Source organism: Microcystis sp. M44BS1 (assembly GCF_020244875.1).
Taxonomy (GTDB): domain Bacteria; phylum Cyanobacteriota; class Cyanobacteriia; order Cyanobacteriales; family Microcystaceae; genus Microcystis; species Microcystis panniformis.
Map to the genome: position 1 here is coordinate 1 of NZ_JADBVM010000267.1, position 16,465 is coordinate 16,465.

12 protein-coding genes are annotated in these 16,465 nt (G+C 37.8%); 5 read left to right on the top strand and 7 right to left on the bottom strand.

The window, feature by feature from the left end:
• On the bottom strand, positions 1 to 732 hold a 732-nt coding region (locus IM515_RS20355; RefSeq protein WP_346304787.1), incomplete at its 3' end, for a helix-turn-helix domain-containing protein.
• 248 nt (positions 733 to 980) lie between these two features.
• Here IM515_RS20355 and IM515_RS20360 point away from each other — a divergent pair.
• Genes IM515_RS20360 through IM515_RS20370 form a run of 3 tightly spaced genes read left to right on the top strand, consistent with a single transcriptional unit; the run spans position 981 to position 4,647 of the window.
• On the top strand, positions 981 to 1,781 hold the full coding sequence (locus IM515_RS20360; RefSeq protein ID WP_287630331.1) for a vWA domain-containing protein: 801 nt from the start codon (positions 981 to 983) through the stop codon (positions 1,779 to 1,781).
• Between the two features lie 17 nt (positions 1,782 to 1,798).
• On the top strand, positions 1,799 to 3,430 hold the full coding sequence (locus IM515_RS20365; RefSeq protein WP_287630332.1) for a PP2C family serine/threonine-protein phosphatase: 1,632 nt from the start codon (positions 1,799 to 1,801) through the stop codon (positions 3,428 to 3,430).
• Positions 3,427 to 4,647, top strand: a complete 1,221-nt coding sequence (locus IM515_RS20370) for a protein kinase domain-containing protein (protein WP_287630333.1) — start codon at positions 3,427 to 3,429, stop codon at positions 4,645 to 4,647. The genes IM515_RS20365 and IM515_RS20370 overlap by 4 nt, the downstream gene beginning before the upstream one ends.
• Before the next feature lie 26 nt (positions 4,648 to 4,673).
• On the opposite strand, the gene IM515_RS20375 is transcribed toward IM515_RS20370, so the two are convergent.
• Positions 4,674 to 5,096 (bottom strand): DUF29 family protein, encoded by a 423-nt coding sequence (locus IM515_RS20375; RefSeq protein ID WP_287630334.1) that lies wholly within the window; start codon positions 5,094 to 5,096, stop codon positions 4,674 to 4,676.
• 946 nt (positions 5,097 to 6,042) lie between these two features.
• Between IM515_RS20375 and IM515_RS20380 the strand changes: the two genes are divergently transcribed.
• A complete protein-coding gene (locus IM515_RS20380; RefSeq protein WP_287630335.1) occupies positions 6,043 to 6,792 on the top strand; it encodes an SIMPL domain-containing protein in 750 nt (249 codons plus the stop codon).
• Between the two features lie 218 nt (positions 6,793 to 7,010).
• Positions 7,011 to 7,475: a helix-turn-helix domain-containing protein gene (locus IM515_RS20385; RefSeq protein WP_002799684.1), complete on the top strand. Its 465-nt coding sequence runs from the start codon at positions 7,011 to 7,013 to the stop codon at positions 7,473 to 7,475.
• A 456-nt stretch (positions 7,476 to 7,931) separates the two neighbouring features.
• Here IM515_RS20385 and IM515_RS20390 read toward each other — a convergent pair whose 3' ends face one another.
• The 5 genes from IM515_RS20390 to IM515_RS20410 all read right to left on the bottom strand — a co-directional run bounded on the left by IM515_RS20390 (position 7,932) and on the right by IM515_RS20410 (position 16,009).
• Positions 7,932 to 9,593, bottom strand: a complete 1,662-nt coding sequence (locus tag IM515_RS20390; RefSeq protein ID WP_287630336.1) for a GUN4 domain-containing protein — start codon at positions 9,591 to 9,593, stop codon at positions 7,932 to 7,934.
• A gap of 111 nt (positions 9,594 to 9,704) precedes the next feature.
• Complete coding sequence (locus IM515_RS20395; protein ID WP_287630337.1) at positions 9,705 to 10,211, bottom strand: hypothetical protein; 507 nt, start codon at positions 10,209 to 10,211, stop codon at positions 9,705 to 9,707.
• A gap of 51 nt (positions 10,212 to 10,262) precedes the next feature.
• A complete protein-coding gene (locus tag IM515_RS20400) occupies positions 10,263 to 12,275 on the bottom strand; it encodes a phospholipase effector Tle1 domain-containing protein (protein WP_287630338.1) in 2,013 nt (670 codons plus the stop codon).
• Positions 12,276 to 12,703: 428 nt separating this feature from the next.
• Positions 12,704 to 13,873 carry a DUF6014 family protein gene (locus tag IM515_RS20405; protein WP_287630339.1) on the bottom strand — a complete coding sequence of 390 codons (1,170 nt, stop codon included), beginning with the start codon at positions 13,871 to 13,873 and terminating at the stop codon, positions 12,704 to 12,706.
• A gap of 60 nt (positions 13,874 to 13,933) precedes the next feature.
• Positions 13,934 to 16,009 (bottom strand): ABC transporter ATP-binding protein/permease, encoded by a 2,076-nt coding sequence (locus IM515_RS20410; protein ID WP_287630340.1) that lies wholly within the window; start codon positions 16,007 to 16,009, stop codon positions 13,934 to 13,936.
• Between the last annotated feature and the right edge of the window lie 456 nt (positions 16,010 to 16,465).

Genomic DNA, 16,465 nt, shown 5'->3' on the forward strand with positions numbered 1-16,465 from the left:
ATTCTGCACATCATCAAGAATAATTAAACAACGATAGGAGCTTAGATAATCTATTATATCAGGTAAGGGGGTTGATAGAGATTGGTTGAAAAACTGTTTTAGATCATCTTTGAGAGCGATTAATTGAGGAATATTTTCCAGACTGCGATAAATAATATAATCAAATTGTGGGGCAATTTCTGAAACTAATTTAAGGGTTAAAGCTGTTTTTCCAATTCCAGTTAACCCATAAATAGTAATTAATCGAGTTTTATTATCTAGCCATTCTTTTAAGGTTGATATTTCTAACTTACGTCCATAGTTATACCTTAATTCAGGGGCTTTTGTTAAGTCAATCATGGGAGATTTATTATTATGTAAAGAATATGATCGGTTTTGGTTATCATTAGTCGTTTGAATAATTTGACCACCAATATTGATGTTATCAATTTGTAACAAACAATTCCCCGAATGATAAGCTTGAGAAACCCGATATTTTCTTTCTAACTTGGATCGTAAATTATCTTTATTAACATCTTCGTCTAATACATTACCCAACTTTTTCCATAAGTTAGCAGCTTCTTTTTTAATATGAGATTCACTACAACCATTAAAAGATTGAGCAATTTGCCAATATTTTTGACCTTGCCAAACCCCTGTCAAGATTGCTTCTTGTACTGGTGTCAGATGAGACTCCACTTTTTCAAACACTAAATCATCAACATATTGCAAAACTTGGTCAATATTATTCATTTCTGGTTAAAAAATTAGAGGAGTAATCAAATATATTATACCAAACGGAACTAAGACTGTACCATAACCTACCTATAAATTGTGTACCAAAGCCTACTTTTGTACTAAAATCAAACGCTACAATACTGAGATGTTAGGTAAATCAAGCTAATTAGTCCTATTTGCTTGCTAGATTGTCATCATAGCCCATTTTGCGGTGACATGATCATCTTTTCCATTTCAAAAATCAATGAAGTAATCTTTAAGTTATGTATCAAGAACAACTGAGTAGCGCCAAGCCTGGATTTATCCTGATTATGATTGATCAGTCAGCTTCAATGTCAGATAAATACGCCAATTCAGATAAAGCAGATTTTGCCGCAAAAGCCGTTAATCGAGTCATCGGAGAAATTATTACAGCTTGTTCATCGGGTAATGAGATTAAAGACAGATGTTTTGTGGCGGCGGTTGGCTATGGAGCAAGTATTAATGTACTATTTCTAGATAAAGCCTCAGAGTTGGCTAAAAATCCCGATACAACAACCCTGAAGAGAAAAGTCTCTGATGGTGCAGGTGGGTTGGTTGAAGTGGATGAAGTAATGCGAGTGTTTGTGAAACCGACTGCAAGTAATGGAACACCAATGGCTGAAGCCTTTAAACAGGCTTATACTGGGGTAGAAAAATTTATTTCTAATCATCCCGATAGTTTTCCACCTGTTGTTATTAATATAACCGATGGAGAACCTAATGATTCTAATGCTGCTACTACTGAAGCGAAAAAACTAGCACAACTTAAAACAAGTGACGGTAACGTGATTGTTTTGAATGCTCATATTTCTAACGCATCAGCAGGGAAAATAGAGTTACCTAGTGACAATGCTGGTTTTAGCAGTAATAAATTTGCTAACTTTTTGTTTGATATTTCCAGTGTGCTTCCTGAGCCTCTTGCTGAGAGTGCCAAAAATGCGGGTTTTAATGTTCAACCTAATGCCAGAGGTTTTATCTTTAATGCTGATGCTGAAGCACTGATTAAACTTCTTCAATTTGGTTCTCAAGGAGCATTACGCTAAAGTTATTGTCATTAATTATGGAATCTCATCATAAAGTTTCAGTCATCCGTCGGTTCAGTCATAGAACTCATAAAGAGATGGAAACCATTAGCGGTTGTCAAGATAATTTTAGCTATAATGAAGCTAAGAATTGTTTTGCGATCGCCGATGGTGCAACTCAATCATTTTACTCAAGTATATGGTCAAAACTTCTTGTTGATTATTTTTGTGGAAATCCCGAAATTGATAAAAACAATTGGCAAAAATGGCTTAAACCAATTCAGAAAGAATGGTTAGAACGAGTTACAGCAGAATTAAAAACAGCAAAAAGCGGTAATAATCCTGCCTGGATTGAGATTGAAAATCGTTTGAATCGTTTTGAATCAGCAACATCTACCTTTATTGGGTTACAATTTATTGAAAATCAAGCCAAAGTATCTATTGTTGGCGATAGCTGTCTGTTTATTTTTCGGGGAAATCAATTAATTAAAACCTATTTATTGGAAAAATCAACGGATTTTAATAATCAACCTGGATATTTTGGAAGTCGCTCTAAAAATAATGATCATGAACCAGAATTTTTAGACATCAAATTAAAATACAAACAACATTCAGATAAGCTTTATTTTGTACTAGCAACTGACGCTCTAGCTGAATATATTTTTAAATATACAGAACAGCGAAGAGATATTTTAACAACTTTACTTAAAATTAATCCACAACAGGAGTTTGATATTAATTCACAACAGGAGTTTGAGAATTTTGTAACATCTGCTAGACATGATAACACAATAAAAATGAAAAATGATGATGTCACTTTAATGATTTTAGAAGTCAGTGATCGTGAAATCGTCAGTTTGCCTACAAAACCCAGAAAAGAAAATAAAGAAGATTCTTCTATCGTTTTACCTTCAAGTGATGAAACTGAACAGCTTTCTAAAGAAGATAAAAGCAATCCTTCAAACGTAGAAGAAAAAACTCAATACAATACTTCTGATGAAACTTTAGGAGTTCCTTCTGGTTTTGCCAAAATAAGATCCAATATACAAACATTATTAAAACCTCTGCAATCTTTACCCATCATGCGCCCCAATCCGACGATAGAAGTTTCTGCTTCAATTTCTCAACCGACGAAAAAACGCGTAATTAAACCAATAGATGGAATCCGTAATCTTCTCTTTGTTTTTATTCCTTTAAATATATTCTTAAGTGCAACCACATTATATCTTATTGTTCAAACAGCTAACAAAATAAATAGTATAAAAACTGAACAATCAAGCAATTTAAATTCATTTAGTCAAGTCACTAAATATGAACCTAAATATATGAACCTTGAAAAAGGAAATAAAATATACAAAGATCAAACTTTTCAAGAAATTATTATTCCTGCTTTATCTGACTCATCTCAGGTTTTAATTTTAGAAGAAGGAGAGGAATGGATTAAATTTCAGATTGATCTTTATGCTAATCAAGCAATCTTGAATGAATGTTCTACTTGTGCAAGGGATGAAATAGAAATAAAACCCAAGACAAATCTGAGAATCTTTCCTAGTGGATCAGAAGGGGATGTTTTTGGACAATTAAGCGAACCATCAAAGTTTAAAAAACTTGAATTTGATTCCCTTCCCAATTGGTCTAAATTTACATTTGTGGGGTATGTAAAAAAATGAAATATCCGCTTAGAACTGACTATGAAACAGTCGTAAAATACCCTGATAGATTTATATACGATGGTATTTTACAACAAGGAAAGCCTGTTAAGCAAAAGCAAAATCAGAACTTTTTACTGTCTCATAATGGCGGAAAAGCCGTTGTTTATGAAATTCAAACTAATCCTAAAAAATATGCCCTTAAATGTTGGATAGAAGATTTAGGGGATCTAAAAATTCGTTATAAGGCGATTGATGCCTATCTTAAAACAGTTCAACTTCCTTATTTTGTTGATTTTGCTTACCAAGAACAAGGAATTTTAGTCAATGGACAAAGATTTCCCATTATTAGAATGGAATGGGTTGATGGTATTAGCTTTAAAGACTTTATATCTAATAATATTAATAACCCGACTTCTATCCGTAACTTTGCCGAAAAATTCTTAGAAATGGTTAAAATTCTCCATCAAAATAATATTTCTCATGGAGACTTACAACACGGTAATATTATAGTGCGTAAAAATGGTGATCTATGTTTAATTGACTATGATAGTTTATATGTTCCTCAATTAAGCAACGCAACCGACAATATTAACGGACTCCCTGGTTATCAACACCCTAACAGAAATAAGTTATCTAAATTAAGTCCAAAAGCTGACTATTTCTCAGAAATGGTAATTTATTTATCATTGCTTGTTCTATCAGAAAATCGCAACTATTGGCAACAAATACAACAAGAAGAAAGACTACTATTTTCCGAAAAAGACCTAATTAAACCTAATTCATCCAAGATTTTCAAAGAACTTAAAAATCTTTCTCCTGAGATTGTGTATTTTACCCAAGAATTAGAGAAATTTTGTCAACAATCAAATATTGAAAACCTACAACCTCTTGAAAATTTAGTCAACAATTACACAGGAGCTAAATGGAGTTTTGAGCCTCCTCCTGATATCGTTGAGCCTCTCCCTGAGGAAGAGCCACCTCCAACCAGTCGAAAAGATACAACATCTTCAGATCCCTGGACAAAACTTGAAACCAATTCATCAAGTGCTTGGGATATATTTGACACGGGTAAAACACCACCTCCAAAAGATGAAAACATTTGGGATAAATTTGGCACGGGTAAAACACCACCTCCAAAAGATGAAAACATTTGGGATAAATTTGATAATATTTGGAAGAAACTTACAACATCTGTATCATCTATTTGGAACAAAATTTTGAACTGGTTTAATTAGCTATCTGATTATTCTGTGCAGTTCTCCTATCCTAAAATCAACCTCATTGCTTGATTAATAATTTGATTTTTATCAACCATAGCTTCAATTTCTTCGGGTTGATATATACCCTCAAAAGCTTCTAATGCCCCTTGTCTTAAAGCGGAAGAATAAGCATCATCTAAGGTTTCTTTTAATTCTTCTATTGTTAGATAATTTCCTCCAGTTTTACGTCGTTTATTAATGCGTTGAATCTGTTTAACAGAATTAGAAATAGAGGTTTCCCATGAGCGTGTACTGAGTTTTTCTGCTTGCTGTTTAATCAGATGTAATAGGACAATAATACTAAAGCTAAAAATCTTATTGAGCTTATCATCCTTGCTCATTTCTGTCATTTCCTCTACCAGGAGCAAGGCATCGGGAATATTGCCAGCTAGTAATAGATTTTTTAACTCTAATAATTCTTCCATTTTTTGCCTTTTTTTACTGATTAACCTCTTGATTTAGTAATTTGTTCTGCATTTAAATTAACCCAAGTTGCTAGTTATAAGCTTCGCTAGTTCGATCCCCCTAAATCCCCCTTAAAAAGGGGGACTTTGAGTATGTTTCCCTCCTTAAAAAGGGAGACTTTGAGTATGTTTCCCTCCTTAAAAAGGGGGACTTTGAGTCTGTTTCCCTCCTTAAAAAGGGAGACTTTGAGTCTGGTTCCCCCCTTTTCAAGGGGGGCTAGGGGGGATCGAACATAGAAATCAAATTTAGCCTTTTTCATGACCCTTGCCCTCTTTTTTGCCACTAAATCCCACTTGATCCCACGAAAATTCTTGTATGAGAAAATCCAAAATGGCCACAAATTCCCACAGACAAAACCAAAGTGAACATCTAGATTGTAAGAATCACTGAGTTTTTTGGACTCTTATCAGGTTATGAACAAGATAAGCTAAGACGCATTTAAACCGCTTATTCTTAGATTAGCCGAACCTCCCCCCCCTTGCCCCCCGACATCGGGGGGGCAAGGGGTAGGACTGATTCATTCTCCGAATCTAATTCTTTTTTTGCTACCTTTAATCGCTTATGAGGTAAGCATCGACTAAAAACGTTGCCAGATAAGGATTTGAGAGAATGACATTTGAGAGAATGAAACAGCCCTAGGGCCAGGGGGGGAGAGATTCCCTCTAGTGAATGTTGGATACGTCCTGCCGGGTTAAGGAAACTCAGTGAGCCAAGAATCCCTCCCATAAGCGCTTCGGGGAGTGTCAATCGGTCCCCATTGTGCCAAAGCTCCAGTAAGGGCTGAATAATCTTTGCTGTCAAAGCGCATCAACCTGATGCGAGAAAAATTGATTTTTGTAAATAATAATTTCAACTCGCTCGCTACTAGCATAGGATAGAAACGTCGAATTTCCAGGAGGGGTGATAATGAAAGACAGTTCTATATTCCGACGTTTCCCGCAGGTATTCGCGGGTTTATCGGTGCTATCGATCGCCCTCGTTGTGAGTTCCTGGATAGCGGCGCGCTCGATCTTGGCGGTGAAACGGGCCAGCGATGTTTTTGTCGTGACCGGTTCGGCAAAAAGGCCGATTACATCCGATTATATTCTCTGGCGTTTATCGGTTTCCAGTCAACAACCCACCGCCCGCGAAGCCTATCGCGATCTGATCCGGCAAACCGAGCGGATACGAGCTTATCTCAAAGAAAAACAAGTTCCTGACGACGCAATCACCACCAACGCGATCGAGACAATGCCGATTCCTGAAGTAACGACTAACGGCCAGGAAACTGGGCAAATTCTCGCCTATCGCCTCAGCCAACGCTTCGAGATTCGAGCGGGGGATGTGGCCCGTTACACGGAACTTTCTAGGCAGGTAACGGAATTGATCGAGGAGGGAATTAACCTCGTCTCTGAACCCCCCCAATACCTTTACACCCAACTGGATAAGCTGCGGGTGGAAATGGTGGCGGCAGCGACCAAGGATGCGAGAGCGAGGGCTGAGGCGATCGCCAGTAGTACTGGCAGTCGGGTGGGAAGGGTGCGCGATGCGACAACGGGAGTTTTTCAGATCACCTCGCGCAATTCCACCGACGTGAGCGATTCGGGAATTTACGACACTTCCTCGATCGACAAAGATATTACCGCGGTCGTTTCGGTGACGTTTGGGATCGAGTGAATTACAAAACAATCCTTACTGCTTCCAGACAGGGGATCATCTGTGCTAGAGCTAGACTGGACGATGAGAGCGATAGGAACTAAGCCAATCGGCTTCGCTGAGATTAGCGTTTCCAAAACTAATCTCGCAGATTTTGCGCTTTTGACGCTTCCTTTGGCAGACTTAGCGTTTGCTCTTAAATCCTGTTATAATAGAGTAAATAAAAACAATGAGATAAAATGCCCAAGAAAGCTTACTTAGCCGAACATCTAAGTTCAGAGGAACTGAAAGATAGATACAGAAGAAGTCAAGACTCAGTAGAAACAAGAAGATGGCACTTATTGTGGAAAATATCGTTAGGATGGACAATCAAAAATGCTGCAGTAGCTGTAGGATTAGATTATCAATATAGTTTTAGAATTCTCAAAAGATATAATGAATTAGGGGAAGAAGGAGTTAAAAATCTCAAGAAAAAAAGTGGGGAACATCGGAGAGGAAAAGAACCTTTATTGAAGGAAGAACAATTGCAAAAATTAAAAGAAGAACTGAAAAAACGTCCTGCCGATGGAGGAATCTGGACAGGTCCGAAGGTGGCTAGATGGATAGAAAAGGAAACGGGACGAGAAAAAGTTTGGAATCAAAGGGGATGGGATTACTTAAAAAAAGTGCAGATATTCTTGTCAAAAACCGAGACCAAAACATAAAAAGGGAGACCCAGTTAAACCAGAAAAATTTAAGCAGAATTTACCAGTAAAAGTCCAATAATTAAGGGATAAATTTACCAATTCTCAGATAGAAGTCAAAAACTTTAAGTTGCCGAGGGAATCATGCTCGATTTTCTACTTTGCTTATTCGCCAAAATTACAGTCAGCCGAGAGATTGTGGTCTCTAGTAGATGAACCCCTGGTTAATGAGCATTTTGAAACGATTGAAGCAATGGAAGAAACAATGACTAATGAAATTAAAAACTTGACTAACTATCATTGGCTAACTTATGATTGATTGTTATCTGCTTTTTAAAACAGGATTTAGGATGATAAGCTGTACTGCATTTAAACTGCGTATGTATTGGGAATTTTAGTATAAATGCTCAAACTGCCTCTCCCTGATCCCTGTTAATTAACGAGTAATTTAGATAGTCAACAGCTTAGATAATCGCTTTAAAAGTCAGACAGAGGAATAATTCCACAGGCTTGAATTTTGCTGAAAACGAGGTGAAGTTGCCACAATAACCAATTGCCAACTCTCCAGAAAGCCACGGAGTTTTGATTGTCAGAAGCTTCCGGAGATGGGTAACAAAGATTTTCTTCAAAAATCAACCAATGAACGGGTAAATGACCGAGGGGAGAATTCGGCTCTAATTGAAAGTTTAGTTGCTCATAATTGAGCCATTGACCTTCCTTCCGCCAACCTAGGCGATCGCCAAGTTTTTTTTGGGTTTCATAATCCACTAAACCACCGAGACTAGAGAAAATGGCTTGCTGAATACTAAACCCGAAATGACCATTACTATAATGAAGCCAAAGTTGATCAATTTTTTTGAGTTCCGAACAACGTAATTGAGCAATATCTTGAGGATAAACCTCATTCCAGTAGGTCCTACCCAAAAATTTTAATAGTAGTTTGGTTGTTTGGCGATCAGCCGCTTGCCACTGTTGCTTTCTTAGCAAATCTTGTAATTGATTATAATCAAGATCGGCCGATTCTTGAGTTAAGATATTTGGGGAAGTCGGGGGATTTTTAGAACTAGAAGATTTGTCAAGATTGTTTTGAGGGAATTGAGAGACAACTATTGCCAGGGGAGTTTTGGGGATACTGTCTTTTTGACAAGCCTCTTGTTCTGCTAAATGATCAGATAATTTATTGATGGTTTTTTCTAGGGAAATAAATTGTTCTGACCATTCACTTTCATTGAATAAGTAATCATTAAATTGATCAGAGGAAAAAGCCTCTTTTAACCTGGCTTCTTTCTCGTAACCAGTCGCTAGAAAATTTAGCAAAAACTCAGAATTCATTGCGGAATCTGACGTTTCTAAGAGATCAGGCTGAGGTTGAAAAATATTATCTACCAAATACTTAATTTCTCCAACTGTTGCATAAAATTCTTCATCCACCTTAATGACTTCTTCTATTAATAATTGAAAAGGAGCAAAATAGTCCTGTAAGTAGTTTTCAAAATTAATCGCATTTTGGGCAAGATCCGCAATTTCTTGGCGAACTCGTTGAGATTTGAGTTGATAATGATTTAATTCCTCATAAATTTTGAGTTCTTGAATAATTGCTTGCACAATTTTTTTCTGCTTTTGAGTATCCTCGGCTAATTTCTGAACTCCTTCCCCTAGTAATTTAGTTTTTCTCAACATCAAAAAAGATGTTTTTCCCAGTAGCAAAATTGCCCGAAAATTTTCCTGTTTTTCTAGCTTGAGTTGATTGAGAATATTTTGATTATTATTATTTTTAATTTCTAACTTTATTCTCTCGTAGTCTAAGATTTTTAATTCTTGATATTTTTGGGAAAATAAAATTTTGAGATTGTCACTGAGTTGGAGTAAAAAACGATAATATCCGTCTTGATAGATTTCTAGTCCATTAATTAATAAATTATAGTCTTTAATTAATAACTGAGTCTCAATCAAGATTTCTTGTTGAGTAATTTTTTCTTTTCGTTTAATAATCTTACCAAAATAGTAATGGTAGCGAACTCCTTCTTGAATTAATTTCCGACGTTCTTTGATGATTTTCTGAAAATTTTTTAAGTATCTATTTTTAAAAACAGGAAGCTGATAGCTTTGCTCATAAATGGCAATTTTTTTATAGGTCATCAGATGTGGAGAGTTCCTATTTAGCATAGCTATCTTAGACCAAAAAATTCCTCAGTACTTAGCAATAATCATCCGCTGCTCCCAGCTATTACAAGAGGGAGCAATACCTAATTAAACATTTTCAACTTCAACAACAACTGGTTCATTTTCAACAACTGGTTCCTTTTCAATAACTGGTTCATTTTCAACAACTGGTTCATTTTCAACAACTGGTTCATTTTCAATAACAACTGGTTCATTTTCAATAACAACTGTTTGAGGACTTTCAGGAGTTGGCTCAGTTACCGTTTCTTGCTGCTTTGCTGTCTGTTCTTGATAGTCAGTCAAGTATTTTTTAGTTTTTAATTTCAGGTCATCAGTCAGAGGTAAAGCATCAATTTCAGCCAAAAGTGTTTCTAGGGATTCTTTTTTACTTCGCTCAGTGTAAAAAGCATTCAGAACCGCTTCAATTCCGTACTGAGCGATCGCATCTCCTAAGACACTAACCAACCCCATCGCTCCGATACCCAGAAAAACTACAAAGGGTTGTCCGAGGGTAATAATTAGCACGATGACAGCAATAATAGCCGAAGCTAAATAAGTACCTGCCACTTTTTTGATAATGTTATCGAGTTCCATAAAAATCACCTCAAATTTCTAGCGAAGGATTAATTTAATTCTAAAGCAAGGTTAATCTGTCTGTTGATCGCCGTCAAGTAAAGCTTGAAGAAAAGGTTCAAGACTTTTGGGACGATAATCGGAAAAAGCCTTTAATCGTTTTACCACACTGTGATGAACAGTGACAACTTTTGTATTGAAATATCGCCATTGCTCACCTCCCAAGGCCGACAATCCTTTAACCGTATTATCGAACTTGATGGTCGGGTCTAGTTTAATTGGGAATTCCTCAAATTCAGAGGTGGTTGAGTCAAACTCTAATCCCAATTTTTTGGCTTGATTAATCATCCATTGTAAGGAGTAGTCGGAAAGTCCTTGATATTCTTTTTTGCCACCACCTAGACAGGTATGTTCACCGACAAATAGAACTTCTTTGACAACTTGTTCAGGATTTTCGGGATTGGCTTTGATCGGAGTGGAAGGGAAGTTTTTCCGTTTTTCATCAATGGCAACCGCATGAAAAGCATTTTGGATAATCGGACTTAATTTTGTGTTACTAAATTCATATTTTTTATGATAAAACTTAGCTAAGGGAAACCAAGGGGTTAAATCAGGAATACCAAAATGACCAACTGTATCCCAACAACCTAACATCTTGACTGGAATACGATCTTGAAAATCTTCCTTTTCTGTCTCAATTTTTTTGGCATTAGCGGCACGAAATTGTTGAGCTTTGGCACTATCGGAACTAACGTTGTGGTCTCGATAGAGTTGATAAGCTAGGGGAATTTCTTTAATTTTAGAGCGTTTTAGGATTCCACATTTATCGATAAAACTAGCCAAACAACGAACGATATATGCTCCGCGACTAAAACCTAACAAATAAACTTCATCCTCGCTTGTGGGATTATAGTTAAGGACAAGAAAACGATAGGCATCTTGGATCATTCGATCGAGTCCCCAGCCAAAAGTTTCATTCCCTAAACTTTTAATAAATTCGTTATCTTCGGCGCTGCCAGAACCTGACAAAAAGACGATTTGGGGGGTTTGATCCTCGGCAATATACTTAATAGATTCGGCGAATTTAACCACATTGGTGGGGTAAGAACTGGTAGAGTCTTCCCAAGAACCATCACAACAAATAATTAACCGTTTTTTCTGGTTTGAATAAGTCAGGATATCCGGTTGAGAAATTGCCGTTTTAGTAATCTCCTCCATTTCATTGCTGGCAAGAGCAGCTTCTGCGGCAATTATAATTGATTCTGGATTCTCTTCCAGGGAAGGTTCTTGATGTTCGGCTGGAGCATCCTGTTCAACCACTTCTTCTGTTTCAAGGGAGTTAAAAATTTCGTTGACCATTGTTATCCTTTTCACATTCTTTCTAGCTTTACTGCTAGTCTGAATTTTTGATTTAGGGATCGAGGTCGGTTTAGAGGGAAGACTATCTAGTTGCCAGGTTGTCCCATAAAGAATACCATGATTGCTATAACTTGTTTGATCCTCGGCACTGCCATTGAGTGATAAATAAGTGACTAAGCCAAGGTTATCAACTAAGGGAGATTGATACATCGTTTTTTGGATTTCTTCTTGGCTACGCGCTTGATTCCAAACAGAAAGTTCTGCAAGACAACCTTGCCAATAATGGGAGAGATTAACAGAGGCTCCCAAGATGATTTTTTCAATCCCCGTTAAGGCACGGTTATGACCGTTGCCACGATGCCAAATGATCCCATTACGATAGATCAACATTCGGCCCGTGGTCGCATTTTTAACAAAGGCCCAGTGAGTCCAATCACTATAATCTTTAAGCTTGACTTTTTTTTCAATTCGATCGAAACCTTCTTCATTTCCCGCATCCCAAAAAATCGCAGGTTTCACGGGATCGCTCCAAGGCAGGGTAATATGTAGAACGCGGTTATTTTCCCGATTAACAGCTTCTAAAAGAGTCGTTTCTGTGGATAAATTATTTTCCCCTTTTGCCCAAAATGTAATGGTAATACTCTGATCGATGTCAAGAAATCCGTGGGATAGATCAACATGATCATCGATGCCATTAAATTTTAGTACAGAGCGTTGTTCAGCCATTGGTTTTGTCACCGACCGGGGGAGAAAGAGGTAATCAGGGGTTCAGGGATTCTGACTAATAAGAGACTGATCTATTTGTCGTGATTTCCCAGAATGCTACCGCCTAGTTTAACACATTTTAGTTATCTAGCGATATATATATAAATAAATGTGTAAGTAGATGGGCGTAAAAAACTCTCAGATCCCCCCGCCTGTCGGCACCCCCCTTATTAAGGGGGGCAGGGGGGATCGAGTGCAAAACCTATCTTCTATTTAATTGCAAACAGCTACTTAGAAGTCAACGACTAATATTCCAGGGCCGGCACTTACTGTGGCCAGAAACTCAGAGGAGTTGACCCCAATCCCTATCGCCATCAATAGGCTTTGGTGGGATGCACATGGCTGACTGACATCCCTCCCCGGGCCGGTTAACAGCAAACCCTAGGTACTTATTGTAACTCTGACCAAATTCCGCGGCATCGCTCTACAATTAGTCCCTGAAAAATTAATTGAGTTGCGGGATGAATCTCCACTTTATACAGAGCAAAAAGACCCGTTGGACTATTTAGATTCAACTCCCTTCGCGTTAGAGACAAAGCTTGTGTTCGGTGCATTTCTACCGCTTTTAGTAAGCCTGGATAACTGACATTACGCAGGGCCAATTGACCATTTTTTGTGAGATAAATAGCATCATTTTGCAAGAGATATTCCAAACTGATCAAACTAGCGTGGACATCCACATCTTTTTCTAAACCCCCTAAACGGTGAGCATCTAAACCAAAGCGAATGCAGAAATTAACAGCGACTAATTTTCCCGCTTCTTCGGCCGGTAAAGCACAATCGGCAAATTCAAAGCCTAAACTATCTGAGCGCCACTCCTCGACTCCAGCATAGGTATAGTTTTGAAACAGTTTATTTTTGAGTTTCAAGTCAAATCCTAACCCACTAGCATGACCCGCTTCATGGAATTGGGTATCGAGATGACGATAGCGTTCACCATTAATTTGATCCTCTAGGGGTTCTAATAGTAAATCGGCCGTTTCTGGCTCAAAAATTTTTCGGATACATTCGTAGCTAGAACCAGAAAAGCGTCGTTTTTGCTCACTGGCATTATTTAAAGCTGGTCCCTGAACACTATTGGGAAAAGTCCACCTATGGGGAACGATAAAAGCCTCCCCCTTTTCACCTTTAATCGTGCCACAACTAGCAATTTCAGTAAAGGATAAATTTCTGGGAATCGGTTGTCTTAGACTGCCAAATTTTTCACGAGTTAAGCTTTCTAGTTGTTCGATAGAAGGTTGACTATTTTGGTGAATTTTTCCGTAAATCGCACTCAAAGTGAGTTGTCTTTCTCCCTGACGATTGATGCGATAGGGAGCAATCATCAGAAAATAACCATTTTTCCCGATAAAATTCAAATTAATGAAATCTTCTGATAAAATGCTCCAGTCGTTGGTTTCCAAAGCTGCTGCTGTTTTCCAGAGCCACTGAGCCGGAATTTCACAGCTATCTGCTTCCTGTTGACGCAGTTTTTTCGCCGCAATTGCAATTTTATTTTGCTCGATATCTTGGACGATTTCTTGGAAGAACTGTTGTTGATTGACAAGGGTTTGATTCATTTTTTTGGTAGCTAATTTATGTAATGGTTTAACGTTGTTTTTTGACCCGTTTCTCATCGGCTAAACTCTTAGCCATTTTAAGATTTTAGGGTCTTTGTCATAGCGATAGGTCAGTCCATCTTTACCCGTAATTGATTTTCCCTGACTGGCTTTGCTTCTAATGCTACTGAGGGAATAGTCGCTTAACTCCTTCATTTGTGCATGGGAAAGTCCTTCTAGAGGTTCTGTTAAGATTGTTGTCGTTGGCGATTCGGGGGGTGGTTCCCCGGCAGAGTTGATTTTAGGATTGACCTCGGTTTCCTGATTCGGTAAATCTTCGAGCCTAGCTTGAGAATTATCGACAGAAATATTAATAATTTCTTTTGCTTTTTGTCGGCGATATTCCTCCACTGTCAGCAGTTGCCAATGGGAATTACTAGAGAGTTCTAAAACCCATTGATGATAGTTAAAGAGACTTTCCCGATGTCCGACACTAATAAAAGTTGTGTGAGTTTTCTGCAATTGCCGATATAAATTTTCTTCATTGTTTAAGTCTAAAGCACTTGTGGCTTCATCGAGGATAGTAAAACTGGGACGGGTAATTAATACCCTGGCAAAAGCCAAACGTTGTTGTTCTCCTAGGGACAAAATGTTTTCCCAAGGCTCTTCTGTATCAAAGCTATTGACTCGATTTAGTAAGTTTTGGAGATTGACTTCTTGCAAAACTTCTCTCAATTTTATCTCATTGGTTTCTTGATTGCGATTGGGATAAAGTAACTGTTCTCGCAAGGTTCCTAATATTATATAGGGACGTTGGGGCAGAAACAATACTTCTTCTAGGGGAGGTCGCACTAATCGGCCGGTTCCGGCATTCCATAAACCGGCAATTGCGCGTAGCAAAGAACTTTTACCCCGACCACTCGGACCGACAATTAATAAACCTTGTCCAGGCTGAACAGAAAGGGAGAGGTTTTCGACAATTACCTGTTCATAATCGGGAGTTTGCAAGGTGACATCTTCAAAGGAAAATTGGGTTTCTTCGATAGTTGTAATCGTGCTTAAATTTTCTGGTTGTTTAATGACTTCTTCTAAGGCTTGGGAAAATTGCGATAGACGTTCAACATAACTGCTAAATTGTGCCGAAGTGCCAAATTCATTAATTAATTCCGCCAGTGCCGTAGCAAACAAATTAGCCGCTAAACAGGCTTGTCCGACCTGTCCGAAACTAATGCCCTCACCATTGATATACAAAGGACCCAAAATGACAAAAGTAAATACTTGTATTGCCGCCTGATAGCCTCGACGAAAAATTTCTGTGCCTCTCTCCCAATCAATTTTACGTTTAGCACTGCTTAAGAGTTTGTTAAATCTGCGCTGAATAATATTTAATTCCTGATTTTCTCCCTCAAAGAAAGCGATTGACTCCGCATGATTACGAATGTGGGTTAGAGCATAATTATAGTTAGCCTTAAGTTCTAATTCTTCTTGAGTAATTTTATTTAGAGCTTGGTTAAAATAGATAGCAATGACGTTACCGATAATTGTCCAAATGACTAAAATAATGGCAACTGAGGAAGAAATTGACCAGAGAATCACTAAAAAAGTGATCATATCTAGGACATTTTCTAGGGAAACTGCAAAAAAGGAGAGAGCTTTACTGGTAATCGGCTCAATTTCCTGGGATAAACGCTGATCTGGGTTGTCGATATCGGATTTAAAATTAATTCTGTAATAGGCGCGATTATGCAAATATTTTGTGAGAATCCAGTCATTGAGCCAAGCATACCAATCTAGGGCGATTCTTTTTCTGAGAAATTTAAGCAAGCCAACTAAAATGGTGACAAAGAGCAGTCCAACCGCAAAAACTACCAAAGTTCTGACAAATTTATCAAAATCATTTTTTTCAAGAATGACATCAACTAAGTAATTACTAATAAAGCTATTGAAGGCATTTAATCCCACAACTCCTAGGATTGCCCCGATTAGTAGGATGAGCATTGCCCAAGCTTTCATCACATCGGAAAAAGCCCTTCCCCCCGATTCTGTAGGATACCAATAGGGAGCAGCGATCAGCTTGACACTGTGCCAAAATTTGCTGACATCGGAGATAATATTAGTCGTCGATCGATCTTGAGCTTGAGGGACTTTGGCGGACATATAGCATTTATATTTGAGTTGTGGACATTTTGCCAGAATGATTTTATATTTTGGTTGAATTGGCGAAGTTAATTATGAGGTTGTCTGTTGGGTTCTAGTTTCAGGAGAAACCCTCCCCTGTGTGGAAGGCAATTGGCGAAAATCTAAGGCTCCCCGACAATTTTAAGGTTATTGGGCTTGGGTTGTGCTAACATACTCCCGTGCTTCTTTAACCCTCGTTATCTTACTACAAGTGACCATTGTTTTGATAGCAAAAGCTAGTGATCGCTTCTCAGAATACCACATATTAGCGAATTTCGTTGACCATGACAAATTTGGCTCTTCCGAACTTGTCATGTAAAATTAAAGAAAAAACAGACAATTATTGCTGACCAATAAAACAATAATTTATCTTTAAAAGCTGACTATGCTTGCAATACAGCAATTTATTGGTTAAAATATAGACAGCCAAGACCA